We start from the raw sequence: 26,327 nt of genomic DNA on the forward strand, positions 1-26,327 counted from the left end.
CTTAACATTGAATAATCCATTCTGTATTGCTATAATCAAGCTAGATATTTGTGTCGAATTCAGTAGGAGTGATTTAAGTTGACAGCACAAAACAAACAAGAAAGGGTCCGCAATTTCTCGATTATTGCCCATATCGACCACGGTAAATCGACACTTGCTGATCGCATATTAGAGAAAACAAAAGCTTTAACCCAAAGAGAAATGAAAGAGCAGTTCCTCGACGCGATGGATCTCGAACGTGAACGTGGAATTACAATTAAATTGAATGCCGTTCAATTAAATTATGAAGCTAATGATGGTCAGGATTATACGTTTCATTTGATCGATACACCAGGACATGTCGATTTTACATATGAGGTTTCCCGAAGTTTAGCTGCCTGTGAAGGGGCGATCCTCGTTGTAGATGCGGCCCAAGGTATTGAAGCCCAAACTTTAGCGAACGTTTATTTAGCATTAGAAAACGATCTGGAAATCATTCCTGTCATCAACAAAATAGATTTGCCTGGAGCAGATCCTGAGCGGATCAAGCAGGAAATTGAAGATGTCATCGGCATTGATGCTTCTGACGCTATCCTCGCTTCGGCTAAAGAAGGGGTGGGAATAGACGAAATTCTAGAAAGAATCGTTACGGACATACCCGCTCCTGAAGGGGATGTCAAAGATCCTACCAAAGCTTTGATCTTTGACTCCCTTTATGATTCGTATCGTGGTGTTATTGCCTATACATGTGTCCGGGAAGGTTCCATCAAACTCGGTGACAAAATTAAGATGATGGCAACGGGTAAGGAATTTGAAGTTAATGAAGTTGGGGTATTCCGTCCGACACCGACCCCTTTAAAAGAATTGACTGTCGGTGATGTTGGTTATCTGACCGCTTCCATAAAAAATATTGGCGATAGCCGTGTTGGTGATACGATAACTTTAGCTAATAACCCTGCTGCAGAGCCGCTTCCAGGGTATAAGAAAATGAATCCAATGGTTTTTTGCGGAATGTACCCCGTAGATGCCAGTAAGTATAATGACTTAAGAGATGCACTTGAGAGGCTAGAGCTTAACGACTCTTCCTTGCAGTTTGAACCAGAAACATCCCAAGCCCTTGGGTTCGGTTTCCGTTGTGGCTTCCTTGGAATGCTGCATATGGAAATCATTCAGGAACGGATTGAGCGTGAATATAGGATAGATTTGATTACGACCGCTCCAAGTGTCATTTACAAAGTAACCATGACGGATGGTACAGAGATTAATGTCGATAACCCATCTATGATGCCCGATAACCAAAAGCTTGAAGAAGTTCAAGAGCCGTTTGTCAAAGCGACCATTATGGTTCCGAACGATTATGTTGGCCCTGTAATGGAAATTTGCCAGCGTAAACGTGGTAATTTCATGGATATGCAGTATCTTGATGACAACAGGGTGAACATCGTATATGAAATCCCGCTTTCCGAAATTGTCTACGATTTCTTTGATTCCTTGAAATCCCAGACTAAAGGATACGCTTCCTTTGATTATGAGCTTATTGGCTACCGTGCTTCTAATTTGGTTAAAATGGATATTTTGTTGAATGGGGATACCATCGATGCCTTATCCTTCATAGTGCACCGCGACTTCGCTTATGAACGCGGGAAGTTGATTTCAGAGAAATTGAAGGAACTGATTCCTAGACAACAATTTGAAGTACCAGTCCAAGCAGCCATTGGTAACAAAATTGTTGCCCGGACGACAATCAAAGCAATGAGGAAGAATGTTTTATCCAAATGTTACGGAGGAGATATTTCCCGTAAGCGGAAATTGCTTGAGAAACAGAAAGAAGGGAAAAAGCGCATGAAGATGGTTGGTTCGGTCGAAGTACCACAAGAGGCCTTCATGTCTGTCCTGGATTTGAACGAAGATTAATTGATAAAGAAGCAAAGTTGAAACCGCAGGAGGACCTCTCTTGCGGTTTTACTTATGAAAGGTGGAACATCCATGAACATCCCATCCGCATATATACACATCCCTTTTTGTCAGCAAATTTGTCACTACTGTGATTTTACAAAGTTTTTTTACAATGAACGTTTAGCTGATGAATATTTAGAAGCTCTGGAAAAGGAGATCCATACCTATATCCCTGATGAGAAAGCAAGAGTTCGGACAATATTCGTCGGTGGAGGGACTCCGACTGCTGTAAATCATCAGCAACTAGAAAAACTTTTGCGCATGATTGATGATCATTTTGATATTGCAAGCTGTGAGGAATATACCTTCGAAGCAAACCCTGGAGATTTAGATATGGAAAAAGTTTGGTTGTTAAGAGACTTTGGTGTGGATAGGATTTCACTCGGAGTGCAGGTTTTCGACGATGAGATGCTTGAAAAGATCGGACGCGTCCATAAAGTGAAGGACGTTTACACCAATATCGATCGTCTTCTACAGGCTGGATTATCAAACATCAGTATTGATTTAATGTATGCACTTCCTGGTCAAACAGTAGAGGACTTTGAAAAGACGATTGATGAGGCTATGCAATTCGGTCTTCCGCATTATTCTTCATACTCTCTACAAATTGAACCAAAGACAGTGTTTTATCAAAGGTATATGAAAGGGAAGCTCACAAAAGCGAAAGAAGATGATGAGGCAGAGATGTATGAGCTTTTGCAGCGGAAATTGACTGCTGCGGGAGCCGTTCAATATGAGATCAGTAACTTCGCGAAACCAGGGTTTGAAAGTAAGCACAATTTGACATACTGGAATAATGAACACTACTACGGCATCGGTGCTGGAGCACACGGGTATCTTCCTGGGAAAAGGACGATTAATATACGTCCGCTTCCTGCTTATGTAAAAAAAGCTGAGGAAGATGGTAAACCCCTCCTCCACGAAGAACCAATAGGTATCAAAGAAGAAATGGAAGAAGAAATGTTCCTTGGATTAAGAAAGACGCAAGGAGTGTCCACAGAAAGGTTTTATCAGAAATATGGAAAAACACTAGTCGATGTTTTCGGCAATAGATTGACTCAATTGAAAGAGCGGTCCTTGATAGATGAAGAAGCAGGCCATATTCGTCTTACTTCCAAAGGGCGGATATTGGGAAATGAGGTCTTTCAAGAATTCCTGTTGGATGATTAGGGACCTTTTACCCGGTGATGAATAGATTCTAGTAATTCTGAAAGGACTGTTTTTTATAAAAGGGGGAGAACTTTTGAGTCTTTACAAAAATAGAGATATCAAGACAACAGAGTGAGGACAACCATTATCCTTTGACCGGATTCTATAAAGAAGATGCCTCCCCCAATTTTAAAAATATGAAATCAGTAAAGAACAGAGAATAAAAAAAGACTTTTTCCGTTGACATCCCTGGTCCCTTTTGATAATTTATTATTAGATTTAGCACTCACTGATAAAGAGTGCTAACAGAGGTGATCATCGATGTTAACAAATAGACAGTTGCTCATATTGCAAGTCATAATTGATGATTTCATTTTGACCGCCCAACCTGTTGGTTCACGGTCTATCGCTAAGAAAGAAGCTGTTACTTTCAGTTCGGCGACTATCAGAAATGAGATGGCCGATTTGGAGGAGATGGGCTTCATTGAGAAGACCCATTCTTCATCGGGAAGGGTACCATCCGAAAAAGGGTATCGCTTTTATGTCGACCATTTACTTTCTCCATTGCGCCTTTCCAGTCAAGAAATCTTAACCATAAGGGATGCGTTTGATGACAAGATGATGGAATTTGAACGTGTCGTTCAGAAGTCGGCAGGAATACTGTCTGATCTGACGAACTATACATCCATCATTCTAGGGCCTGAAGTCTTCGAAACGAAATTGAAGCAATTGCAAATCGTTCCTCTCTCGGAACAATCAGCCATTGCGATTTTGGTTACGGATACAGGTCATGTTGAGCATCGTGCTTTTAATGTCCCTGTGGAAATGAAGGGTGCCGATTTGGAAAAAATGGTAAACATATTAAACAGCCGTCTCCAAGGTGTCCCTTTAGTTAAATTGCATGAAAAACTTTATTCTGAGATTCATGAGCTTTTAAAGACACATACCGACCAGCACGAAGAAGCTTTTCAATATTTGCATGCCGCTCTTGTCGATGACCATCCCACAAAGTTGTATATCGGTGGGAAGACAAACATTCTCATGCAGCCTGAATTCCGTGATCTTGATAAAGTAAGATCATTGTATGCTACCATTGAACAAGAGAGTGAGATGGCTGACCTTCTGAGAACAGATCAAAAAGGCATTCAAGTGAGAATTGGTCAGGAAAACCCATTTGATGCCATGCAAAATTGCAGTCTTATTACAGCGAGTTATCACCTTGGCAATGACCAGGTTGGAACAATAGCTCTTTTAGGACCTACACGCATGGAATATAACCGGATGTTTTCCTTAATGAATGTATTATCCAGGCATATGACAGATACGTTCCGTGGCTGGTATTAACGTGGAAACCAAAGTCGGATGGGGAAAATTACCCGTCGCTTCTTTTTGTCTATTGCTTTTTCAGGATATTGATTCATGTTATAGTCAGTAACGGTGTAATGGAAAGTAGGAGGTGGAGTCATGGAAGAGAACAAGCAAGAAATCATTGATGAAAAAGAGGAAACTCAAAATGAGGACACTCATCAAGACGTAGTGGAAGAACCAAATGAAATGGAGCAGCTACGTCAGGAAAAAGAGGAAATCAATAATCGACTGCTTCGTCTGCAAGCGGATTATGATAATTTCCGCCGCCGAACTCAAAAGGAGAAAGAGGCGGATAGGAAATATAAATCCCAAAGCCTTGTTGAGGAATTAATTCCTGCTTTGGATAATTTCGAAAGAGCCCTTCAAGTCGAAGTGGATGGTGATTCAGCCAAAAACTTCGCTGACGGCATGAAGATGGTTTATGACCAATTCAAAGCTGCTCTTGAAAAAGAAGGTGTCGAAGAAATCCCTTCTCAAGGAGAAGAATTCGACCCTCATATGCACCAGGCAATCATGCAAGTCCAGGACGATAATTATGAAAGTAATATCGTTGTGGAAGAGTTGCAAAAAGGGTATCGATTGAAAGACCGTGTCATTCGACCGGCTATGGTGAAAGTAAATCAATAAAATCTTGAAATGAACGAGTATGTAAAGGAGGACATTTAACCATGGGTAAAATCATTGGTATTGACTTAGGTACAACAAACTCTTGTGTAGCAGTAATGGAAGGTGGGGAAGCGAAAGTAATTCCTAACCCGGAAGGAAACCGCACCACTCCATCTGCTGTAGCATTCAAGAATGGTGAGCGTCAGGTAGGGGAGGTCGCTAAACGTCAGGCGATCACTAACCCGAACACGATTCTTTCCATCAAACGTTACATGGGTACAGATCACAAGGTAGAAGTTGAAGGTAAAGAGTACACACCCCAAGAGGTTTCTGCAATTATCCTGCAATATATCAAAGGCTATGCAGAGGACTATCTTGGTGAAACCGTAGATAAAGCGATTATTACTGTTCCTGCATACTTTAACGATGCGGAACGTCAGGCTACGAAAGACGCTGGTAAAATTGCAGGTCTTGAAGTCGAGCGTATTATTAACGAGCCGACTGCAGCGGCGCTTGCTTACGGTATTGACAAAGAAGACCAGGATCAGACAATCCTTGTATATGACCTTGGTGGCGGTACCTTCGACGTATCCATTCTTGAAATTGGAGATGGCACATTCGAAGTAATTTCTACAGCCGGTGACAACCGCCTTGGTGGAGATGACTTTGACCAAGTTATTATCGATCACATGGTAGCTGAATTCAAAAAAGAAAACGGCATAGACTTGTCCCAAGATAAAATGGCGAAACAGCGCCTGAAAGATGCGGCTGAAAAAGCGAAGAAAGATCTTTCTGGTGTAGCGCAAACTCAAATTTCTCTTCCATTCATCACTGCTGGTGAAGCTGGACCGCTTCACTTGGAAATGAACTTGACTCGTGCGAAATTCGAAGAGCTTGCTTCTGACTTGGTTGAACGTTCTATGAAACCTACACGTCAAGCTCTTAAAGATGCAGGTATGAGTGCTAGTGATATCCACAAAGTCATTCTTGTAGGTGGATCTACCCGTATCCCAGCGGTACAAGATGCAATCAAGAAAGAAACAGGTAAAGAGCCTTCTAAAGGTGTAAACCCTGATGAGGTTGTAGCTCTTGGTGCTTCTATCCAGGGTGGCGTACTACAAGGTGATGTCAAAGATGTTGTATTACTTGACGTAACACCACTATCTCTAGGTATTGAAACAATGGGTGGCGTAACAACGAAACTGATCGAACGTAATACAACGATCCCGACAAGTCACTCTCAAGTATTCTCTACTGCTGCAGACAACCAGACAGCTGTGGATATCCACGTCCTTCAAGGTGAGCGCGAAATGGCTCAAGACAACAAGACACTTGGACGTTTCCAGTTGACTGATATCCCACCAGCACCACGTGGTGTACCACAAATCGAAGTAAGCTTCGATATTGATGCAAACGGAATTGTAAACGTTCGTGCGAAAGATATGGGTACGAACAAAGAACAATCCATTACAATTAAATCTTCTTCCGGCCTTTCTGATGAAGAAGTAGAAGAAATGGTACGCCAAGCGGAAGAAAACGCAGAAGAAGATAAGAAAAAGCGTGAAGCGATTGAACTTCGAAACGAAGCAGATCAGCTGATTTTCACGACTGACAAGACAATCAAAGATCTTGGCGAGCAAGTAAGTGAAGAAGAAAAACAAAAAGCTGAATCAGCTAAAGAAGAACTTCAGACAGCATTAGAAGGTGAGGATCTTGAAGTCATTACAGAGAAGAAAGATGCATTGCAAGAACAAGTGCAGGCACTATCTGTAAAACTTTATGAGCAAGCACAAGCTCAGGCGGAAGCTGCTCAAGGGCAAGAAGCTGGCGGTGCTGAAGATGATGTCGTCGATGCTGACTATGAAGAAGTGAACGAAGACGAGAACAAGAAGTAAGATAAGGTAGAAAAAAAGTCAAAGTCAGGATCTTCTTGACTTTGACTTTTTTCATGAGTTGTAGAGGACCAAGAGAGGAATGGAAGAAGAACGGTTACCTTTCTTGTTGCCTGCCCTCACCTTCAATGTTAATATAAACGTTATGTAATAGCGTCCGGGAGAGTGATTGACAAGTGAGTAAACGTGACTATTATGAAGTCCTTGGTGTGTCTAAGGATGCATCTAAAGATGAAATCAAAAAAGCATATCGTAAGCTGGCACGTAAATATCACCCTGATGTCAGTGAAGAAGAGAATGCTTCAGAGAAATTTAAAGAAGCAAAAGAAGCTTATGAAACATTAAGTGATCAGCAGAAGCGTGCTCAGTATGATCAATTTGGTCATGCCGGCCCTAATCAGGGTGGTTTCGGAGGTTTCGGTGGAGGCGCAGAAGATTTCGGCGGCTTCGGCGATATTTTCGATATGTTCTTTGGCGGCGGTGGTCGCCGACGTGACCCGAATGCTCCGCGGAAAGGGGCAGATCTTCAATACACGATGACCCTTCAGTTCGAAGAGTCCATTTTTGGAAAGTCGACAGATATTGAAATCCCGGTAGAAGAAGATTGCGACACATGTGATGGTTCTGGAGCTAAACCTGGAACTTCTCCAGAGACTTGCCCTCACTGTCAGGGTGCAGGCCAGGTCAATCAGGAACAAAATACACCATTTGGTAGAGTAGTTAACCGACGTGTTTGTCACCACTGTCAAGGAAGCGGAAAAATCATCAAAGATAAATGTAATACTTGTGGTGGCGATGGCCGTGTGAAAAGTCGCAAGAAAATCCACCTGGATATTCCTGCGGGCATCGACGATGGACAACAAATCCGTGTTCAAGGAAAAGGAGAAGATGGTGTGAACGGAGGACCAGCGGGAGATTTATTCGTAGTGATCCGTGTCCAACCGCATGAATTCTTCCAAAGAGAAGGAGATCACATATTCTGTGAAATTCCTTTGACCTTTGCCCAGGCAACACTTGGTGATGAAATCGAGGTGCCGACTGTTCATGGTACGGTTAAATTAAAGATACCAGCAGGAACACAGACAGGAAAGACATTCCGTTTGAAAGAAAAGGGTGCTCCTAATGTTCATGGTCGTGGTCAAGGAGACCAGCATGTGAAGACAAAAGTGATTACACCGACGAATTTGACCGAGCGCCAGAAAGAACTGTTGCGTGAATTTAATGATATCAGTGGCAATGAAGCAACAGATGAACAACATGGAAATTTCTTCGAACGCATGAAACGTGCATTTAAAGGTAATAGCTAAATTTTGAAACAAGTGTCTGTACGAATCGGTTTGCAGGGTTTTTAGCTGAATTCCCGTTCCATCGTGCAGGCACTTTTTATCTTTGCCCTCATCTATCTGTATGAGTGGACAGTTTTATTTACTTAAGAAACTAAAGGGAATGGGAACAGAAGATCAGTGCGTACAGTGGTTCAGTCTTGAAGAATGAATGGCAGATAAACGCTCTTCTTCCCCCATTTACGACTCCATTATTTATGACATAATATCAACACTGGATTTTATTATAGGTAGTATGGTAAAGCCTGGCGTTGTTAGAGAAAATATTTATAGAAGAGGTGGACATAATGAAGTGGTCTGAAGTTTGTATCCATACGACGAGTGAAGCGATTGAGCCAGTATCAAATATTTTTCATGAGTCCGGTGCAAGTGGTGTCGTGATCGAGGACCCAGCCGACATGAAAAAAAAGAAAACGAAGCTTGGAGAAATCTACGAACTGAATCCAGATGATTATCCAGCTGAAGGGGTATATGTAAAAGCGTATTTACCCATGAACAGTTTTCTTGGAGAAACAGTGGATGGAATCAAACACTCGGTAAGCAATTTGCAAGAGTTTGGCATAGACATCGGTCAAAACGAAGTGTCTATTCATGAAATCCACGAAGAAGACTGGGCCACTGCATGGAAGAAATACTATAAACCCGTGAAAATCTCTGAAAAAATAACCATTATCCCCACATGGGAAGATTACAAGCCGGTATCCAGTGATGAAATCATCATCGAGATGGATCCTGGTATGGCGTTTGGGACTGGAACGCACCCAACCACTGTTTTGAGTATTCAAGCATTAGAACAATACCTTGAGAAAGGGGATAAGGTGCTGGATGTTGGGGCAGGATCGGGAATATTAAGTGTAGCTTCTGTCTTATTAGGCGCTGAACATGTCCATGCTTACGATCTGGATGATGTGGCCGTTTCCAGTACGAAAAACAATGCAGCTTTGAATGGTGTCGAAGCGAAAATCACAGCTGAATTAAATGATCTTCTCGATGGAGTGGATTGGGAAACAGATTTGATTGTTTCAAATATTCTTGCAGAAATCATCGTCAAGTTTACAGATGATGCCTTCCGTGTCGTCAAACCTGGTGGTTATTTTATTACGTGTGGAATCATTTCTGGTCGTAAAGAAATGGTCCGTGACCGTTTAATAGAATCAGGGTTTGAAATAATTGAGACAAACCGAATGGAAGATTGGGTAAGCATTATCGCGAAAAAACCGGAGTGATCCTATGCAACGTTATTTTGTAGAAAAGCATTTTTGGGAGAGGAACACTCTTCAGATAATTGGAGAAGATACTCATCATATTTCCCGGGTTATGAGAATGAACGAGGGTGATGAACTGATTGCTATTCATCCCGACAAAGGACCAGCGCAATGTTTTATTACGGAAATAACAGATGGTACGGTACATTGTAAGGTACAGGATTGGTTGCATGAAGATAGAGAGCTGCCTGTTCATGTAACAATTATTGCAAGCCTTGGAAAAGGTGATAAACTGGAGCAAGTCGTTCAAAAAGGGACAGAGTTAGGAGCATCAACAATTATCCCGTACCAGGCTGATCGTTCTGTTGCTAAATGGGACAAGAAAAAAGAGCCGAAAAAAATACAGCGCCTGCAAAAAATTGCAAAAGAGGCCAGTGAGCAATCTGAACGCTCTGTAATCCCTGAGGTTTACCCTGTGTATGGGATAGAGCAACTGCTTCAGTTAGGAGAACAATATGATCATTGCTTCTTTGCTTACGCGAATGAAGCACGTGTCAGTCAATTCGGTACTTTGGGTAAAGCTCTCAAAAATGTCCAAAAAGATGGAAAGGTTCTTGCTGTTTTTGGTCCAGAGGGTGGTTTTTCGGAAAGAGAAGTAGAACGGCTGGAAAGCAAAGGTTTTTCCTCCATACGGCTTGGGCCCCGGATTCTACGTATGGAAACGGCTCCCCTTTATTTTCTCTCCAGTCTATCCTACCTCCTGGAAGAAGCGTGAAAGATCAAGGATGTTATCGATTTTTAATCGCTTTCATGCTATGATGGTAGAGATGTACGAACAACTCAAATTTTGAAAGGACTGTTCAACCATGGAACAAAATTTAGCTAAAATGATTGATCATACACAGTTGAAACCTGATACATTAAAAGAGAAAATCACACAGGTTTGCCAAGAAGCAAAGGAACAAAACTTCGCTTCTGTTTGTGTTAACCCTCATTGGGTTTCTTATTGTGCTGAACTTCTCGATGGGACAGATGTGAAGGTCTGTACTGTTATCGGTTTTCCGCTTGGGGCGACCACAATGGAGACGAAAGCTTTTGAAACAAAACAAGCCATTGAAAAAGGGGCAACGGAAGTTGATATGGTCATAAATATCGGTGAACTGAAGTCTGGGAATAAAGAGTTTGTGCAACAGGATATAGAAGCTGTTGTCCGCGAAGCCCAAGGGAAAGCGATTGTGAAAGTGATCATTGAGACATCTTTATTATCAGAAGATGAAAAAGTAGTTGCTTCAGAGCTTGCAAAAGCCGCTGGTGCAGATTTCGTTAAGACTTCTACAGGCTTCTCAGGTGGCGGGGCTACTGTAGAAGATATAAGCCTTATGCGTAAAACAGTGGGACCAGACATGGGTGTGAAAGCCTCTGGTGGTGTTCGTGATTATGAGGGAGCAAAAGCTATGATCGAAGCAGGTGCCACTCGAATTGGTGCAAGTTCAGGTATTGCCATTGTGAACGGGGAACAAGGATCATCTGATTATTAATATGGTAACTTAAAGCCGCCTCCTCTTTAGGTGGCTTTCCTATATTTTTAATAATAATGCAGATCTACTTTTAGAAGAAGAAACTATCTTTTAAAAAAAGTTGACCATATCTTATGCATATAATATAATTATCAAAGGTATGGGGGGTTCCCATACAAGAGAAACAGTTTTGTTTGCTTCGGAGGGAGGGAAATTAGCATGTCAAAAACAACTCGCGTTCGTAAAAACGAGTCTCTTGAAGATGCTCTTCGTCGCTTTAAGCGTGATGTATCAAAAAGTGGTACATTAGCGGAATATCGTAAGCGTGAATATTACGATAAGCCTAGCGTACGCCGTAAGAAAAAGTCTGAGGCGGCTAGAAAGCGTAAGTAATCTAAGAGGGTGTTGAAAAGATGACAATTACAGACCGTCTGACCCAAGATATGAAAACGGCTATGAAGGCTCGTGATAAAGAAAAATTATCGACGATCCGCATGGTTAAAGCTTCTATGCAAAATGAAGCGATCAAATTGGGGAAAGACTCATTATCTGAAGAAGAAGAATTGACTGTTTTATCTCGTGAGGTAAAGCAGAGAAATGATTCCCTCCATGAATTCAAAGAAGCTGGACGTGAAGATCTTGTAGAAGGACTCGAGCGTGAAATTGAGATTTTACAAGTATATATGCCGAAACAGCTGACAGATGAAGAACTCAAGCAGATCGTGGAAGAAACGGTTCAGGAAGTAGGAGCTACTTCTAAGAGTGACATGGGTAAAGTCATGAGTGCCGTCATGCCTAAGATTAAAGGCAAGGCCGATGGATCCAAAGTCAATAAGGTCGTTCTTCAACAACTATCGTAAATATAAAGACCTCTCTATAATGAGAGGTCTTTTTATATAGGTTTGCTTGAAGGCTCTACAATTATAGGTTGGGGTATTAGAAAATTTGGCATAAAAAAATGGGGGCAGTTCATATATTGCCAATTGCAAGTGGGCTACAAGGTAAGCGGTTTCGCATTGTAATACCTCTCGGGAAATCACTCTTTAAATGGAACGATTTTTTTGAAACCTTTACTTAGCATTGTTCGTAAGGATAATATGCGATGGGAATGCTAATGGCTGAGGAGGTGAAGGATTAATGAAAAAATCTTGGCGCCTGTCTATGTGGATTGCAATTATGTTATTCAGTGTATTACTATCATTGAATCACCTCTATGCTGTCGTTCAAGCGGATGGTGATGGGAAGACGGTTTATGTCATTCCTGTTAAAGATACGGTTGAGAGAGGGATGTCTTCCTTTTTGGAACGCACAACAAGCGAAGCAGAAGAAAATGGTGCGGATCATATCCTATTTGAAGTCGATACTCCAGGTGGGCGGGTGGACGCAGCAGGGGAAATCGGAGAGATTTTTCAGGATTTAGAGATTCCAAATAGTGCTTTTGTGACGAATAGAGCCTATTCTGCAGGTTCCTATATTGCTTTGAATGCAGATGAAATATATATGAAGCCTACAGCAACAATGGGGGCATCAGGGGTCATCAATTCAGATGGAACGGCAGCTGATAAAAAAGCACAGTCTGCTTGGATCTCTTCCATGGTTGCTGCTGCAGAAGCTAATGGGCGTGATCCGTTGTATGCACGTGCCATGGCTGACCCGGATGTTGATTTATCAGATTATGGAGCAGGGAAAGGAGAATTTTTGACCCTTGGACCAACAGAAGCGGAGGAAGTCGGCTATGCGGAAGGAATCGTTGATGACCGTAACGAATTACTTAGTGTGCTTGGCTTGTCAGATGCAACCATAGTAGAAGAGAATCCCACAACTTCTGAAAATATTGCCCGCTTCTTAACAAATCCGGTGGTTATACCGATACTATTATCGATTGCAAGTATTGGATTGGTGGTCGAATTATATTCGCCTGGTTTTGGTATTCCTGGTACAATGGGGCTCCTGGCTCTTGTACTCTTCTTTTATGGACACATAGTTGCAGGACTGGCTGGATATGAAGCAATTATATTGCTCGTTTTAGGGATTGGGCTAGTCATTGCTGAATTTTTCCTGCCAGGCGGGATAGCTGGAATTGCTGGTGTAGTCGCAATTGTGTCTTCATTGATGCTATCCTCCGCTGATTTGGGTCACATGGCTATGAGTATTGGGATTGCCTTAATTGTCACCATTATTGTATCCATTATCCTATTCAAGACGCTTGGTATGGAAAAAGGTTTCTTTCGCCACATTATTTTGAACGACTCCACTTCCTCAGATCTAGGGTATGTATCATCGGTTAATAGACTGGAACTGATCGGTATGGAAGGGACAACATTGACACCTTTGAGGCCAGCCGGCACAGCTGATTTTAATGGGGAACGTTTAGATGTAGTCACTGAAGGTGGGTTTGTCGATCGCGATCAACCAGTCGTAATCAAGAAGACGGAAGGCTCCAGAATTGTTGTAAGAGAAAAAAATTAGAATATGAGGAGGAAACAGAGTGACACTAGAAGAATTAATGCCGATTATTATTATTGGTATCATCATCATCGTTGTTGCTGTATTATTCACATTCATCCCTGTCATGCTATGGATCAGTGCTCTAGCTGCAGGCGTGAAAATCAACATTTTTACACTAGTCGGAATGCGATTAAGGAGGGTAATTCCTTCCCGTGTCATTAATCCGTTGATCAAAGCCCACAAAGCGGGAGTCAACGTCAATACGAACCAATTGGAGAGCCACTATTTAGCAGGTGGTAATGTAGACCGTGTTGTGAATGCCTTAATTGCTGCTCAGAGAGCGAACATTGAATTGAGCTTTGAACGTTGTGCGGCGATTGATTTAGCAGGACGTGACGTCTTAGAAGCCGTACAGATGAGTGTAAACCCTAAAGTCATTGAAACACCATTCATCGCCGGTGTTGCTATGGACGGGATTGAAGTAAAGGCAAAAGCACGTATTACAGTCCGTGCCAATATTGACAGACTCGTCGGTGGTGCAGGGGAAGATACAGTCATTGCCCGTGTAGGGGAAGGTATTGTATCCACTATTGGTTCAAGTGAAAACCATAATAAAGTCTTAGAAAACCCTGATAGGATTTCGCAAAATGTTCTAGGGAAAGGCCTGGATGCTGGAACAGCGTTTGAAATTCTTTCTATTGATATTGCTGATATTGATATTGGTAAAAACATTGGCGCAATTCTGCAGACAGATCAGGCGGAAGCGGATAAAAATATTGCGCAAGCGAAAGCGGAAGAACGTCGTGCTATGGCAATCGCCCAAGAACAAGAAATGCGTGCACGCGTACAGGAAATGCAAGCAAAAGTTGTGGAGGCAGAAGCACAAGTACCTCAAGCACTTGCAGAGGCTTTACGTTCAGGAAAAATGGGAGTCATGGATTATATGAATTATCAAAATATCAATGCAGACACCGATATGAGAAATACACTCGGTAAGATGTCAGATGAAGATGGTGAAGGCGAAGAAAATTAATCCTTGATCAACCAAAAGGAGAATTAATATGGGAGATCTAATAGACCTTATTTTCAGCAATTTTCTTATCATCGCAGCGATTATTGGTGGAATCGTAAGTTGGTTCAGTGGGATGACAAAAGAGAATGAAACGAAACAAAAAAGGTCCGATCGAAGTCAATCTCCTAAACCGTCACCTTATCCAAGTGGGCCTTCCCAGGAACTAGAACAGAAGGAAAGGACAGGAGAAGAGCGGTTGAAAGAGTATTATGAAAATAAGCAACAAAAATTGAAGGAGATGACTGATAGCAATAGTGAGCGTGAAAGAGGTGTATGGGAACCGATGGAACCCAACACTCATTCAGCATTACAGGGACAAAAAAATAAGTCATCGAAAGCAAGTCAGCTTGCTGAAAATGGCCCACTTATTGAAAGCGCAAGAAAGTGGGATAAAAAAAGGTTGGCAGAAGGAATCTTGATGGCTGAAGTGCTGGGTCCGCCCCGTGCTCGTAAGCCTCACAGTTCTCATCCTCGTAAAAGATAAACAAAACGCACGAATTGTAGTGATACAATTCGTGCGTTTTTCGTATAAATGAAAAGAGGGGAGGACGTCTCATGTCAAAATGGCAACAGCATATTCGTACCTGGATCGGTCGTTACTTTGATTTGCCATCTGATGTCATGTTGGATTTGCCGAGAATTACTACGATCGGTTCTATTCACGTGTACATAGAAAATCATACAGGCCTCCTTCATTTTTCAGATCAAGAAGTGAGAATCCAATACAAAAAAGGTCAAGTCCGTATTTTGGGCAAGGATCTTGGTGTGAAGATGATGTTGAAGGAAGAGTTATTGTTAGAAGGCGAATTGAAGTCAGTAGAGTTTTTGCCAGATTCCCAAGGGGGGTGAGATGATGAAAAACCAGCATGATTTCTTCCAGGGAAGCATTACGGTGCAAGTGGAAGGGCCGTTAATTGAACCATTCCTGCAAGCTTGTACAAAACGTGGATGTCAAATAACTGATATGAAAAGAATCGGCGATGCTGTTGTTATTTTGACTATTCGACTTAAGGATTGGAAAGTCTTAAGAGAATTACGGAAAAAGTATCGGTGCAAATTATCGATAAAAGGCGGTAAAGGTGTCCCTTTCATCGTTAGGCACCTAATGAGGAGGGTTTCTGTACTTCTAGCATTCGTTGCTGCTATCGTGGTTATTTTCTTATTGGCAAACACTCTTTGGTCAATTAAAGTGGACGGGCTCTCCCCGGAATTAAAAGCAGATGTTGAAGGGAAATTGAATAGTTATGGGGTATCTCCTGGTAAACTAACGATAGGGATGAAAGACCCTAATGAAATCCAACAACAATTATTAGATGATATTCCTGATCTGCTATGGATTGGTGTAAAAAAACAGGGGACAAGCTATCACTTGTATGGTGTAGAAAAAATCAGGCATGATACAGATAAGAATACACGTCCATCCAATCTGGTAGCTTCTAAAAAAGGAATGATTATCGAAACGTTCATAAAAAAAGGACGTCCGATGGTAGCCGTTTATGATGTGGTGGATAAAGGGCAAATTTTAGCCACAGGCCAGCTTGTTGAAGAAGAAGATACCTTTGTCCATTCGGATGGAGAAGTAATTGCGGAAACTTGGTACCGTGTCGAACAAGATTTGCCGATGAAACAAGTTCTTATGTTAACGGATGGTACAGTAGAAAGTGAATATTCACTTAAGGTTGGAAAACTCACCATCCCATTGTGGGGTTTTTGGAAGGGAAAAGAAGGGAACTTCAGAGAGGAAACGCATTCTTCTAACTGGAGTATATTCGGAATGAAAATTCCATTCCACATAAAGACTGTTGATCACTATTCGATTGATCAAAAAAGTTATGAGTCCTCTAAGGAGGAACTGGAGGATATGGGACTCTCTGCAGCAAGAAGCGGTCTTCTCCAAGAGTTGGATGAGGAGGCTGAAATAAAGGAAGAAAAAGTTTTGCACCTCAGTGAGGAGAATGGTAAAGTAAAATTAATCCTATTGTACAAAGTTTATGAAAATATAGCAGTGACCAAGTATATAAGCCAAGGAGATTGAGTATGCCAGAAGATATGAAAACAATGGACATTCAATTGGATAATACAACCGAAGCATTAGCTTTATTCGGTACTGAAGATCGAAACTTGAAGCAGATTGAAGAGCATTTGCAAGTTACAATCATTTCTCGTGGCGAGCAGGTGCGTGTATCCGGACAAGCGGAACATGTACAATTGGTGGAGGATATCCTTCATAGTGTCCTAGCTCTCATCCGAAAAGGTTTGACGATCACAGAGAGGGATATTGTTTATGCTGTAGAGCTTGCTAAGAAGGGGAAAATCAATCAATTCGAAGCCCTTTTCGAAGATGAGATTACGAAAAATTCCAAAGGGAAATCCATACGTGTGAAAACGCTAGGGCAAAGAAACTATATTGCCGCTATTAAGAATAATGATTTAGTTTTCGGAATTGGACCAGCAGGAACGGGGAAAACCTATTTGGCAGTCATCATGGCTGTAAATGCATTGAAAAACGGGGATGTGAAGAGGATTATTCTGACACGTCCAGCTGTTGAAGCAGGGGAAAGTCTAGGTTTTTTACCTGGTGATTTGAAAGAAAAAGTGGATCCTTATTTGCGCCCACTATACGATTCTTTGCATGATGTTTTCGGTGCAGAGCATACCGCTCGATTAATTGACCGAGGTACGATTGAAATTGCTCCACTCGCTTATATGAGGGGGCGTACGTTAGACGATGCTTTTGCTATTCTTGATGAAGCTCAGAACACAACTCCTGAACAAATGAAAATGTTTCTGACTCGCTTAGGGTTTGGCTCAAAGATGATTATCACGGGTGATATCACACAAGTAGATCTTCCGAAGGGTGTTAAGTCTGGTTTGCGTGTAGCGGAGGACCGGTTGGCTAATGTGAAAGGCTCTGCTTTCATTCACTTGGATCAGTCTGATGTTGTTCGCCATCCACTTGTGCAGCGAATCATTGATGCCTACGAAAGTGAAAAACAATAAGACCCAATTTCTTGGGTCTTATTTCATGTTCATGCATGGAATAAATTGGAAGAGGTATGGGCGGAGGAACAACAGATGGTAAAAACGAGGCAACATGAGAATTTGCTAACTCGACAATTATTTCTAACACACTTACCATCCCCGTTTTTTGCGCTCTCCTTATCGAATGTTTATACTCAAACTTATAGTAAAAAAATATGCAGGCCTTGAAGTCATTCGCTACACTATGAAGATAAAATGTGGAAAATTGAATTTGAAGCGGATATAGTAACGGGCAACTCGTAAATAGCAACCGAAAGTTTAACGAAATGCAAACTTTGGAACATGCTATATATGAGACTTTGCATGGTATTTTTTTCTAAACATTGGAAAAACGAAAAAAGACACTGGTCAAGGAGGCAAAATAATGATTACCATTGATTTTCAAGACGAAACGAATTCAGTGGATGAAGCGTTTATCGATATGATTCACCGCATCATCCGCTTTGCAGGAGAAAAAGAAGATGTGGCTGGGGATGCAGAAGTGTCAATCAGTTTTGTTGATAATAATGAAATCCAGGAAATCAATAGAAACTATCGTCAAAAAGATCAACCAACGGATGTCATCTCGTTTGCTATGCAAGAACTTGGTGATGGAGAAATGAATGTCCTTGATGAAAATATGCCGAAAATGCTTGGTGATATCGTCATATCTGTGGATAAGGCGAAAGAGCAGGCGGATGAGTATAACCACTCGCTAGAGAGGGAGTTCGGTTTTTTGGCATTACACGGTTTTTTACATTTATTAGGTTATGATCATATGAATCAGGACGATGAAAAGAAGATGTTTGCACGACAAGAGGAAATTCTTCATGAATTCGGACTACAACGGTCATAAAAAGAAGAAAGAAATCGGCTTCCGTTATGCGTGGAATGGGATAAAAGAAGTTTATAAATCGGAGAAAAACTTTCGTATTCATTTAGTGTTCGCATTAGTTGTAATAGGTGCAGCTTTTGTTATGGAGTTGTCACCCCTTGAGTGGACATCCGTCATTATGATGATAGTCATCGTTCTGTCACTGGAAATGATCAATACAGCTATTGAGAAATTGCTTGATCATTCTGCGCCTGAGCAACACCCAGTGATCGGAGCTATTAAGGATATAACTGCCGGTGCTGTGCTTGTTGCCAGTATCGGATCTGTTTTCATCGGATTTATTATTTTTCTACCTAAGCTGCTAACATTGTTTTAGTAGTGAAATGGTTGTGGCGATGTAGTAAAATGGGGACTACAACTGTGCAAGAAATCATTGGAGGAACAAATATGACAGAGAATTTTAAATCGGGTTTCGTCACTATTGTAGGACGACCGAACGTTGGTAAGTCGACATTTATGAATCGTGTTATTGGTGAAAAAATCGCGATCATGAGTGATAAACCCCAAACAACCAGAAATAAAATCCAGGGAGTCATGACAGATAAAGAATCCCAAATCATCTTTATAGACACCCCCGGGATTCATAAACCGAAACATAAACTTGGCGATTACATGGTCAATGTAGCAGAAAACACGTTGAATGAAGTGGATGCTGTCTTGTTTATGATCAATGCAGAAGAAGGGTATGGCCGTGGGGACCAATTCATCATTGATCGATTGCAACGGGTAGATCAACCTGTTTTTCTAATTATTAATAAAATTGACCAAGTTCACCCTGATGATTTATTACCATTGATCGATCAGTATAAAGAAATGCTTGATTTTGAAGAAATCATTCCGATTTCAGCTCTCGAGGGTAACAACGTCAATCATTTAATCGGGGTTTTGAAGGACCACCTTCCTGAAGGTCCACAATTTTATCCTGAAGATCAAATAACCGACCACCCGGAACGTTTTGTGATCAGCGAATTTATCCGTGAAAAGGTTTTACACCTTACCCGTGAAGAAATTCCTCATTCCATTGCAGTGGTAATCGAAGGGATAGAACCGCGGAATGAACACGATAAAGTGCAGATTCAGGCGGCTATAATTGTGGAGCGCAAATCTCAAAAAGGCATTATTATCGGGAAACAAGGAAGTATGCTAAAAGAAATCGGAAAAAGGGCAAGAAGAGATATTGAATCCCTTTTAGGTAGCAAAGTGTACTTGGAGCTCTGGGTTAAAGTGCAGAAAGATTGGAGAAATAAACAAATTCAATTAAGCGATTTCGGCTATCGCGAAGACGAATATTGATGTTTGGAAAAATTTAAGCCTTATGTTTTCGGGGAGAGGAAGCATTCTAGTAATGTAACTCGTTTAGCGATGATAAGAAAGGCGGTGTTTCTTGTGCGCGACAAACTTTCATGGAACGTTTTCAGTCAAACAGGTAGTGTGGAAACATATTTATTGATGAAAGAATTGGAGTCTCAAGATCAACAGTCTCAAGAGCAACTCGCTTCCTCTCCTGAGCCAATTTCTACGGATGATCTTCATCCGTAAACGGAGTAGGTGATCCATTTTGATGGACAAAGTGGAAGGGGTCGTCATCCGGACGAATAATTATGGGGAAACACACAAAATCGTCACGATGATGACAAGAGAAAAAGGAAAAATCGGGGTAATGGCTCGCGGTGCAAAAAAACCGAAAAGCCGAATGTCATCCATTACCCAACCATTCATACACGGTACATTTCTTATTCAAATGGGATCCGGTTTAGGATCAATGAGCCAGGGGGAGATGTTATCTTCCCTGAGGTCGATTCGTGAGGATATCGTAAAGACTGCTTACGCCTCCTATATTGCAGAATTGACAGACAAACTCGTTGAGGAAAAACAACCGGATCCTTTTCTTTTTGAGCAATTGCTGCAAACCTTGGTATGGATGAATGAAGGAAAGGACCCGAATATCCTCACATTGATGTATGAATTGAAAATGTACAAAAAAGCAGGTTTTGCTCCAATAGTGGATTATTGTAGCCACTGCGGTAACCAAGATGGACCTTTTTCCTTTTCCATGTCCGAAGGTGGTCTTCTATGTTTCCGCTGTAAGCAAAGAGATCCTGAGGCATACGGTTTGCCAGACCCTTTACCGAAATTACTCCGTGTATTTTTACATATGGATGTAAAGCGTTTGGGGCAAATTACCATGAAAGAAGAAAATAAGAAATTGTTGCGTCAAATCATGGATGAATATTATGATCGTTATGGTGGATATTTCATCAAATCGAAAAAGTTTTTAAAACAACTTGATTTATTTTCAGACTAATGTTTGACATATTTATACGGATTAGAGTATGATTCTATTACCAAATAACGTGTTGTGTCGAAGGAGAGTAGTAACTGGTAGTTGCATCCTGTAGCGAGCTTGTGGTGGTGAGAGACAAGCGGAAGCAGTCCAGTGAAGGCGTTCTGGAGCAATGTTTCAAAGTGGCTTCTTGAAAGATCCAAGAAGCAATTAGGGTGGAACCGCGGAGACCCCGTCCCTATGTCTGTGACCAGACGTAGGGACGGGGTCTTTTTCATTGGCAAAAGATAATACGTAGGTAACTGAAGCTATACTAGTGGACAGGAGCCTATAATTTTTAGAGGAGGGAAATCATGAATATTCAAGAAATGATTTTAACACTGCAGAATCACTGGTCAAACCAAGGCTGCTTACTTATGCAAGCATATGACACTGAAAAGGGGGCAGGAACGATGTCCCCGATGACCTTATTGCGAAGCTTAGGGCCAGAACCCTGGAATGTCGCCTATGTAGAACCATCTCGCCGTCCTGCTGATGGTCGTTATGGCCAAAACCCAAATAGGTTATACCAGCATCACCAATTTCAGGTGATTATGAAGCCTTCTCCAGATAATATTCAAGAGTTATACTTGGAGTCATTAGAAGCACTTGGAATTGATCCAAAAAAACATGACATTCGCTTTGTAGAAGATAATTGGGAAAATCCAACTTTAGGTGCAGCTGGACTTGGTTGGGAAGTATGGCTGGATGGAATGGAGATTACTCAATTCACTTATTTCCAACAAATTGGCGGACTGGAAGCTCGTCCTGTCTCTGCGGAAATCACTTACGGGTTAGAACGTTTGGCTTCTTATATTCAGGATAAAGAAAATGTTTTTGAATTAGAATGGACAGATGGAGTTACTGTTGGGGATATCTTTGCTCAACCGGAATATGAACATTCTGTGTATACATTCGAGGCATCTGATGAAAAGATGCTCTTTGACCTCTTCTCTACTTACGAGCAAGAAGCACAAAGGATTATGGAGCAAGGGCTTGTCTTCCCTGCATATGATTATGTTTTGAAATGTTCACACACTTTCAACCTCCTTGATGCTAAAGGTGTGATCAGTGTGACAGAAAGAACCGGATATATTTCGCGAGTACGAAACCTTGCAAGAAAAATTGCAAAAACTTATGTAGAGGAAAGGGAGCGTCTTGGCTTCCCGATGTTGAAAGAGGAGGAGAGTAACCATGAGTAAATCCGTACTGTTCGAACTTGGTGTTGAAGAATTGCCTGCCCGTTTTATTGACGATGCCTTAGCGCAACTAAAAGCTAAAACAGTTCAATGGATGGCGGACAACCGCATTCCTTATACTGATATCATCGGATATGCTACTCCACGTCGTTTAGCAGTAAAGATAACCGGTGTAGAAGAAAAGCAACCGGATATTGAGGAAGAGGCGAAAGGACCAGCAAAGAAGATTGCTCTGGATGAAGAAGGGAATTGGACAAAAGCAGCTATCGGTTTTTCTAAAGGGCAAGGAAAAGATGTCGATGATATTTATTTTAAAGAAGTAAAAGGAACAGAATATGTTCATGTCAACAAATTTATAGAAGGAGAGGCTACATCTCAGCTACTGCAGAACTTCCGGGAGGTTTTTCTAGCTTTGACTTTCCCGAAAAATATGAGATGGGGAAGTCGTGACCTTCGCTACGCCCGGCCGATACGTTGGATGGTTGGACTTTTTGGTGATGAAGTTATTCCTTTCTCCATTGAAAGTGTAGAAACGGGAAAAAGGACGTTTGGACATCGGTTTCTCGGTGAAGAAATCGTCATAGAGGAAGCGGATCGTTATGAAGATACATTAGTTGACCAATATGTAATTGCCTCTGTAGATAAGCGGAGGACCGAAATACTTAACCAATTGAAACAGCTTGAGAGTGAACAAGGTTGGAAGCTTATTTTGGATGAAGAACTATTAGATGAAGTAACTCATCTGGTGGAGTATCCAACAGTTTTCAGTGGCTCTTTTTCCAAGGAGTTTCTTGAAGTTCCAGAAGAGGCTTTGATTACTTCAATGAAAGAACATCAACGTTACTTCCCTGTTCGGTCGGTCCAGGGAGACCTGATTCCATATTTTGTAGGTGTTCGAAATGGGGATGAACAATACTTGGATGTAGTAGCGAGAGGTAATGAAAAAGTATTGAAAGCTCGTTTGAAAGATGCGCAATTCTTTTATGAGGAAGATCAAAAGGGGAGCATCGATGGAAAATTAGAAAAGCTTTCCCGTATGGTCTATCAAGAAGAATTAGGTACGCTGGCAGATAAGGTGCAGCGTATTATTGCCATTACTGGAAAACTTAGTGAGTGGCTTGGACTGGATGAGGAACAACAGCGTAAAGCTAAAAGAGCTGCAGAAATCTGTAAGTTCGACCTTGTCACCCAGATGGTGGACGAGTTTACTGAACTTCAAGGTGTGATGGGTGAAAAGTATGCCCATATATTCGGTGAAGATGAAGAAGTGGCGAAAGCGATTAACGAGCACTATATGCCAAGACAAGCAAATGGGGCGGTTCCTTCAACTACAATTGGATCTATTGTTAGTATCGCTGATAAACTAGATACAATTGTAGGGAGTGTCTCTATCGGGATTATTCCTACCGGATCCCAAGATCCATATGGCCTAAGAAGACAGGCATTGGGCATACTTCAAACATTGACGGCCCATGGCTATTCCGTTCCAGTTGAAAAACTCATTGACCTTGTTCACCAGTTCTACTTTGAGTTGGATCTCCCTACACGGAATGAAAAAGAAGTGCGGGATGATCTGCACGAATTCTTCCGTGTGCGCGCGGCTTATTTGATGAGAGAAGAACGTATGGATCCAGACATTGTAGAAGCTGTGCTGAATTCAGGGATTGGTATTTTCTCTACCACAAAAGAAAAGGCGTCCCTATTAGTAGAAAAGCGGTTCGATCCCACGTTTAAACATGTCCACGAAGCATTAGGACGTGTTCTGAACCTTGCAGAGAAAGCGGAATCCTCAAATATAGACGAGTCATTATTTGAAAATGAAAAAGAGAGAAAGTTATATGAAGTATATCTAAGTATCCATGAGCCATTTATTAAGGAAATCCAGGAGGGTCGACCATCTTCAGCGTTGTCAACTTTATCAGAGTTGGCTGGACCGATCCATGAATTCTTTGATACCACTATGGTTATGGCAGAGGATGAAAAGGTTCGTCATAATCGCTTAGGTTTACTGAAGCTGATTGCAGATGATGTTTACACCTTCGCTGATTTGAATGCAATTGAGTGGAAACAACAGTTTTGATTCACCTCCTTTTACCCGTGAATAAAAATGGGCTATAATTAATGAATAGTATGTCACAGTCAGTAATCAGGGTGGTGAAAGATTGGAACTATCGAATCGGCAAGAGCAAATCATTCAGATTGTGAAAGACAATGGACCGATTACTGGTGAGAATATCGCAGATCAGTTAAATTTAACGCGGGCAACATTGCGTCCTGATTTAGCCATTTTAACAATGGCAGGGTTCCTGGATGCACGGCCACGTGTAGGGTATTTTTTTACTGGAAAAACGGGTTCAGAGCTTTTTACAGAGAAATTGAAAAAGTTCAAAGTAGATGAATATCAATCCCGTCCAATTGTTGTAGAAGAGAACGTCTCTGTATATGACGCTATTTGTTCAATGTTCCTTGAAGATGTTGGCACGCTTTTTGTGACCGATGAGAGGTCCATGCTGACAGGAGTTGTATCTAGAAAAGACTTATTAAGAGCAAGTATCGGCAATCAGGATTTGACTTCGGTTCCCGTCCATATCATTATGACGAGGATGCCTAACATTACAATTTGCAATCCAGAAGATTTATTGATGGATGCAGCACAAAAGTTAATAGAAAAGCAAATAGACGGCCTTCCTGTCGTCATCCCAAATGAAAATGGACTAGAAGTAGTAGGTCGACTAACAAAGACAAGTATCACAAAAGCACTCGTTGAACTGGCTCGCGATCAACATTTGTGAAATTGAAAGGGGAGGGGAATATGGAGAAACCTTTAATCTACGTACTATCCGATTCAGTAGGCGAAACGGCTGAACTTGTGGTCAAAGCATGTCTTAGTCAATTTGATGATGGACCTTTTGACTTGCAGCGTATCCCTTATGTTGAAGATAGAGGCACAATAAATGAAGCGGTTTTGCAGGCGAAAGAGCACAATGCTATGATTGGTTTCACCCTGGTTATTCCCGAATTCAGACATCATTTATTGAAAGAAGCTGAGAAGCACGAAATTCAATGCGTCGATATCATGGGGCCGATGATGGAAGTCATGGAAAATCACTTGCAAATAAAACCAAGACTCGAACCTGGGCTTGTCCATAAGCTTGATGAGGATTACTTTAAACGAGTGGAAGCGATTGAATTTGCTGTCCGATACGATGATGGTCGTGATCCACGTGGGATATCAAAAGCAGATATCGTTTTGATTGGAGTATCTCGTACCTCCAAGACCCCATTATCACAATATTTAGCCCATAAACGTCTGAAAGTGGCGAATGTTCCGATCGTTCCAGAAGTGCAACCACCATCCGAATTGTTTCGTGTGGATCCTGAAAAATGTGTTGGTCTGAGTATCAGTGCTGAGAAATTGAATGATATCCGGAAAGAAAGGCTGAAGTCTTTGGGACTAGGTGACCAGGCAAGTTATGCAAACCTTAATCGTATCCAACAAGAGATTGACCACTTTAACAGGATCGTCGATCGGATTGGTTGTCCGGTCATAGACGTATCAAATAAGGCGGTTGAAGAAACAGCGAATATCATTATGAATAAATTGCGTCAAGATGCCCAAGAATAGTACAAATTAACGGAAGTCGCGCTATGATTAAGCGCGACTTTTGTTGGGAAGAATGAAATTAGGTAATATTGGACATAGCATTAATGGGAGGAATGTATTATAATATCTATTTGTGGTAAAAATCCTTGTAGTAAAGAGAGTGTGCATATTTCTAAATAAGTTACGAGTTTTATTGGAAATCTCAGAAACTTTTCAGAAAAATAAAACATTCGTTTTTTAGGAGGATTCTACTTCTTATTGTAGAAATATTGATACTATGCCAAATGTAAATGTTTATGTAGATGCAGACAGTTGTCCTGTACAAGATGAAATCTTGGAAGTTTGTCAGCTTTTTGGAGTAAACCCTAACTTCATAGCGACTGTTAATCATTATAGCTCAGAAAAAGCAGAGGCTGGATGGATGTTTGTCGATGATGGTTCACAGTCCGTGGATATTTACATCCTTAATAAAGTCCAGGATGGGGATGTGGTCATCACTCAAGATCTTTCTTTGGCAGTATTGTTGACCTCTAAAGGGGTTTATGTAATGACTCCAAGAGGTAAACTGGTAAAAGAAAATGATGCTGAGCAAATCATGAACCAAAAATTTATCCGTCAACAAGCTATGAAGCGGACGAAAAAGTGGAAAGGTCCTTCAGCGTTCACAGATAAAGATAGGAAAAAGTTTCAAAGTATTTTCCAACATTTGTTGTCAAAACATGAAGGGATTTAATCTTTTGTCGAGAATAA

At 41.4% G+C, this 26,327-nt stretch carries 28 protein-coding genes; all 28 read left to right on the top strand.

The window, feature by feature from the left end:
- The first annotated feature begins 78 nt into the window (after positions 1–78).
- Complete coding sequence (lepA, locus tag BMZ58_RS01285) at positions 79–1,893, top strand: translation elongation factor 4 (protein WP_075034749.1); 1,815 nt, start codon at positions 79–81, stop codon at positions 1,891–1,893.
- 72 nt (positions 1,894–1,965) lie between these two features.
- Positions 1,966–3,105: a radical SAM family heme chaperone HemW gene (gene hemW, locus BMZ58_RS01290; protein ID WP_075035083.1), complete on the top strand. Its 1,140-nt coding sequence runs from the start codon at positions 1,966–1,968 to the stop codon at positions 3,103–3,105.
- 300 nt (positions 3,106–3,405) lie between these two features.
- On the top strand, positions 3,406–4,428 hold the full coding sequence (gene hrcA / locus BMZ58_RS01295) for a heat-inducible transcriptional repressor HrcA (protein WP_075034750.1): 1,023 nt from the start codon (positions 3,406–3,408) through the stop codon (positions 4,426–4,428).
- Between the two features lie 120 nt (positions 4,429–4,548).
- Positions 4,549–5,079, top strand: coding sequence for a nucleotide exchange factor GrpE (grpE, locus tag BMZ58_RS01300; protein WP_075034751.1), 531 nt, complete (start codon positions 4,549–4,551; stop codon positions 5,077–5,079).
- A gap of 41 nt (positions 5,080–5,120) precedes the next feature.
- The gene (dnaK, locus tag BMZ58_RS01305; protein ID WP_075034752.1) at positions 5,121–6,953 is read left to right on the top strand and encodes a molecular chaperone DnaK; all 1,833 of its coding nucleotides are present in this window, start codon (positions 5,121–5,123) and stop codon (positions 6,951–6,953) included.
- A gap of 173 nt (positions 6,954–7,126) precedes the next feature.
- Positions 7,127–8,257: a molecular chaperone DnaJ gene (gene dnaJ, locus BMZ58_RS01310; protein WP_075034753.1), complete on the top strand. Its 1,131-nt coding sequence runs from the start codon at positions 7,127–7,129 to the stop codon at positions 8,255–8,257.
- 187 nt (positions 8,258–8,444) lie between these two features.
- On the top strand, positions 8,445–8,594 hold the full coding sequence (locus BMZ58_RS20915) for a hypothetical protein (protein WP_167360001.1): 150 nt from the start codon (positions 8,445–8,447) through the stop codon (positions 8,592–8,594).
- Entirely contained in the window at positions 8,581–9,519 is a 939-nt protein-coding gene (gene prmA, locus BMZ58_RS01315; RefSeq protein ID WP_075034754.1) for a 50S ribosomal protein L11 methyltransferase, read from the top strand. Before BMZ58_RS20915 ends, prmA begins: the two co-directional genes overlap by 14 nt.
- 4 nt (positions 9,520–9,523) lie before the next feature.
- The gene (locus tag BMZ58_RS01320) at positions 9,524–10,273 is read left to right on the top strand and encodes a 16S rRNA (uracil(1498)-N(3))-methyltransferase (RefSeq protein ID WP_075034755.1); all 750 of its coding nucleotides are present in this window, start codon (positions 9,524–9,526) and stop codon (positions 10,271–10,273) included.
- Positions 10,274–10,364: 91 nt separating this feature from the next.
- The gene (gene deoC, locus BMZ58_RS01325) at positions 10,365–11,036 is read left to right on the top strand and encodes a deoxyribose-phosphate aldolase (RefSeq protein ID WP_075034756.1); all 672 of its coding nucleotides are present in this window, start codon (positions 10,365–10,367) and stop codon (positions 11,034–11,036) included.
- 198 nt (positions 11,037–11,234) lie between these two features.
- Positions 11,235–11,408, top strand: coding sequence for a 30S ribosomal protein S21 (rpsU, locus tag BMZ58_RS01330; RefSeq protein WP_008638284.1), 174 nt, complete (start codon positions 11,235–11,237; stop codon positions 11,406–11,408).
- 20 nt (positions 11,409–11,428) lie between these two features.
- On the top strand, positions 11,429–11,875 hold the full coding sequence (locus BMZ58_RS01335; protein ID WP_075034757.1) for a GatB/YqeY domain-containing protein: 447 nt from the start codon (positions 11,429–11,431) through the stop codon (positions 11,873–11,875).
- 277 nt (positions 11,876–12,152) lie between these two features.
- A complete protein-coding gene (locus BMZ58_RS01340; protein ID WP_075034758.1) occupies positions 12,153–13,484 on the top strand; it encodes an NfeD family protein in 1,332 nt (443 codons plus the stop codon).
- Positions 13,485–13,521: 37 nt separating this feature from the next.
- Positions 13,522–14,496 carry a flotillin-like protein FloA gene (gene floA / locus BMZ58_RS01345; protein WP_167360016.1) on the top strand — a complete coding sequence of 325 codons (975 nt, stop codon included), beginning with the start codon at positions 13,522–13,524 and terminating at the stop codon, positions 14,494–14,496.
- 28 nt (positions 14,497–14,524) lie between these two features.
- The gene (locus tag BMZ58_RS01350) at positions 14,525–15,019 is read left to right on the top strand and encodes a hypothetical protein (RefSeq protein ID WP_075034760.1); all 495 of its coding nucleotides are present in this window, start codon (positions 14,525–14,527) and stop codon (positions 15,017–15,019) included.
- A 71-nt stretch (positions 15,020–15,090) separates the two neighbouring features.
- Positions 15,091–15,384: a sporulation protein YqfC gene (gene yqfC / locus BMZ58_RS01355; protein ID WP_075034761.1), complete on the top strand. Its 294-nt coding sequence runs from the start codon at positions 15,091–15,093 to the stop codon at positions 15,382–15,384.
- Between the two features lie 4 nt (positions 15,385–15,388).
- A complete protein-coding gene (yqfD, locus tag BMZ58_RS01360; protein WP_075035084.1) occupies positions 15,389–16,570 on the top strand; it encodes a sporulation protein YqfD in 1,182 nt (393 codons plus the stop codon).
- Between the two features lie 2 nt (positions 16,571–16,572).
- Positions 16,573–17,535, top strand: a complete 963-nt coding sequence (locus BMZ58_RS01365; RefSeq protein WP_075034762.1) for a PhoH family protein — start codon at positions 16,573–16,575, stop codon at positions 17,533–17,535.
- A gap of 403 nt (positions 17,536–17,938) precedes the next feature.
- Positions 17,939–18,412: an rRNA maturation RNase YbeY gene (gene ybeY, locus BMZ58_RS01370; RefSeq protein ID WP_075034763.1), complete on the top strand. Its 474-nt coding sequence runs from the start codon at positions 17,939–17,941 to the stop codon at positions 18,410–18,412.
- Positions 18,387–18,767: a diacylglycerol kinase family protein gene (locus BMZ58_RS01375; RefSeq protein ID WP_075034764.1), complete on the top strand. Its 381-nt coding sequence runs from the start codon at positions 18,387–18,389 to the stop codon at positions 18,765–18,767. The genes ybeY and BMZ58_RS01375 overlap by 26 nt, the downstream gene beginning before the upstream one ends.
- Positions 18,768–18,838: 71 nt before the next feature.
- Positions 18,839–19,744, top strand: a complete 906-nt coding sequence (gene era / locus BMZ58_RS01380) for a GTPase Era (protein WP_075035085.1) — start codon at positions 18,839–18,841, stop codon at positions 19,742–19,744.
- A gap of 69 nt (positions 19,745–19,813) precedes the next feature.
- Complete coding sequence (locus BMZ58_RS01385; RefSeq protein WP_167360002.1) at positions 19,814–19,990, top strand: YqzL family protein; 177 nt, start codon at positions 19,814–19,816, stop codon at positions 19,988–19,990.
- Between the two features lie 19 nt (positions 19,991–20,009).
- Positions 20,010–20,756 (top strand): DNA repair protein RecO, encoded by a 747-nt coding sequence (recO, locus tag BMZ58_RS01390; RefSeq protein WP_075034765.1) that lies wholly within the window; start codon positions 20,010–20,012, stop codon positions 20,754–20,756.
- A 332-nt stretch (positions 20,757–21,088) separates the two neighbouring features.
- Positions 21,089–21,976: a glycine--tRNA ligase subunit alpha gene (glyQ, locus tag BMZ58_RS01395; RefSeq protein ID WP_075034766.1), complete on the top strand. Its 888-nt coding sequence runs from the start codon at positions 21,089–21,091 to the stop codon at positions 21,974–21,976.
- Positions 21,969–24,053 (top strand): glycine--tRNA ligase subunit beta, encoded by a 2,085-nt coding sequence (gene glyS, locus BMZ58_RS01400; RefSeq protein ID WP_075034767.1) that lies wholly within the window; start codon positions 21,969–21,971, stop codon positions 24,051–24,053. Before glyQ ends, glyS begins: the two co-directional genes overlap by 8 nt.
- A gap of 82 nt (positions 24,054–24,135) precedes the next feature.
- Positions 24,136–24,765, top strand: coding sequence for a transcriptional regulator CcpN (gene ccpN, locus BMZ58_RS01405; RefSeq protein ID WP_075034768.1), 630 nt, complete (start codon positions 24,136–24,138; stop codon positions 24,763–24,765).
- A gap of 20 nt (positions 24,766–24,785) precedes the next feature.
- Positions 24,786–25,598: a pyruvate, water dikinase regulatory protein gene (locus BMZ58_RS01410; RefSeq protein WP_075034769.1), complete on the top strand. Its 813-nt coding sequence runs from the start codon at positions 24,786–24,788 to the stop codon at positions 25,596–25,598.
- Positions 25,599–25,854: 256 nt separating this feature from the next.
- On the top strand, positions 25,855–26,310 hold the full coding sequence (locus BMZ58_RS01415) for a YaiI/YqxD family protein (RefSeq protein ID WP_075034770.1): 456 nt from the start codon (positions 25,855–25,857) through the stop codon (positions 26,308–26,310).
- The last annotated feature ends 17 nt before the right edge of the window (positions 26,311–26,327 follow it).

The organism is Halobacillus dabanensis (assembly GCF_900114165.1).
GTDB classification, from domain to species: domain Bacteria; phylum Bacillota; class Bacilli; order Bacillales; family Halobacillaceae; genus Halobacillus; species Halobacillus dabanensis.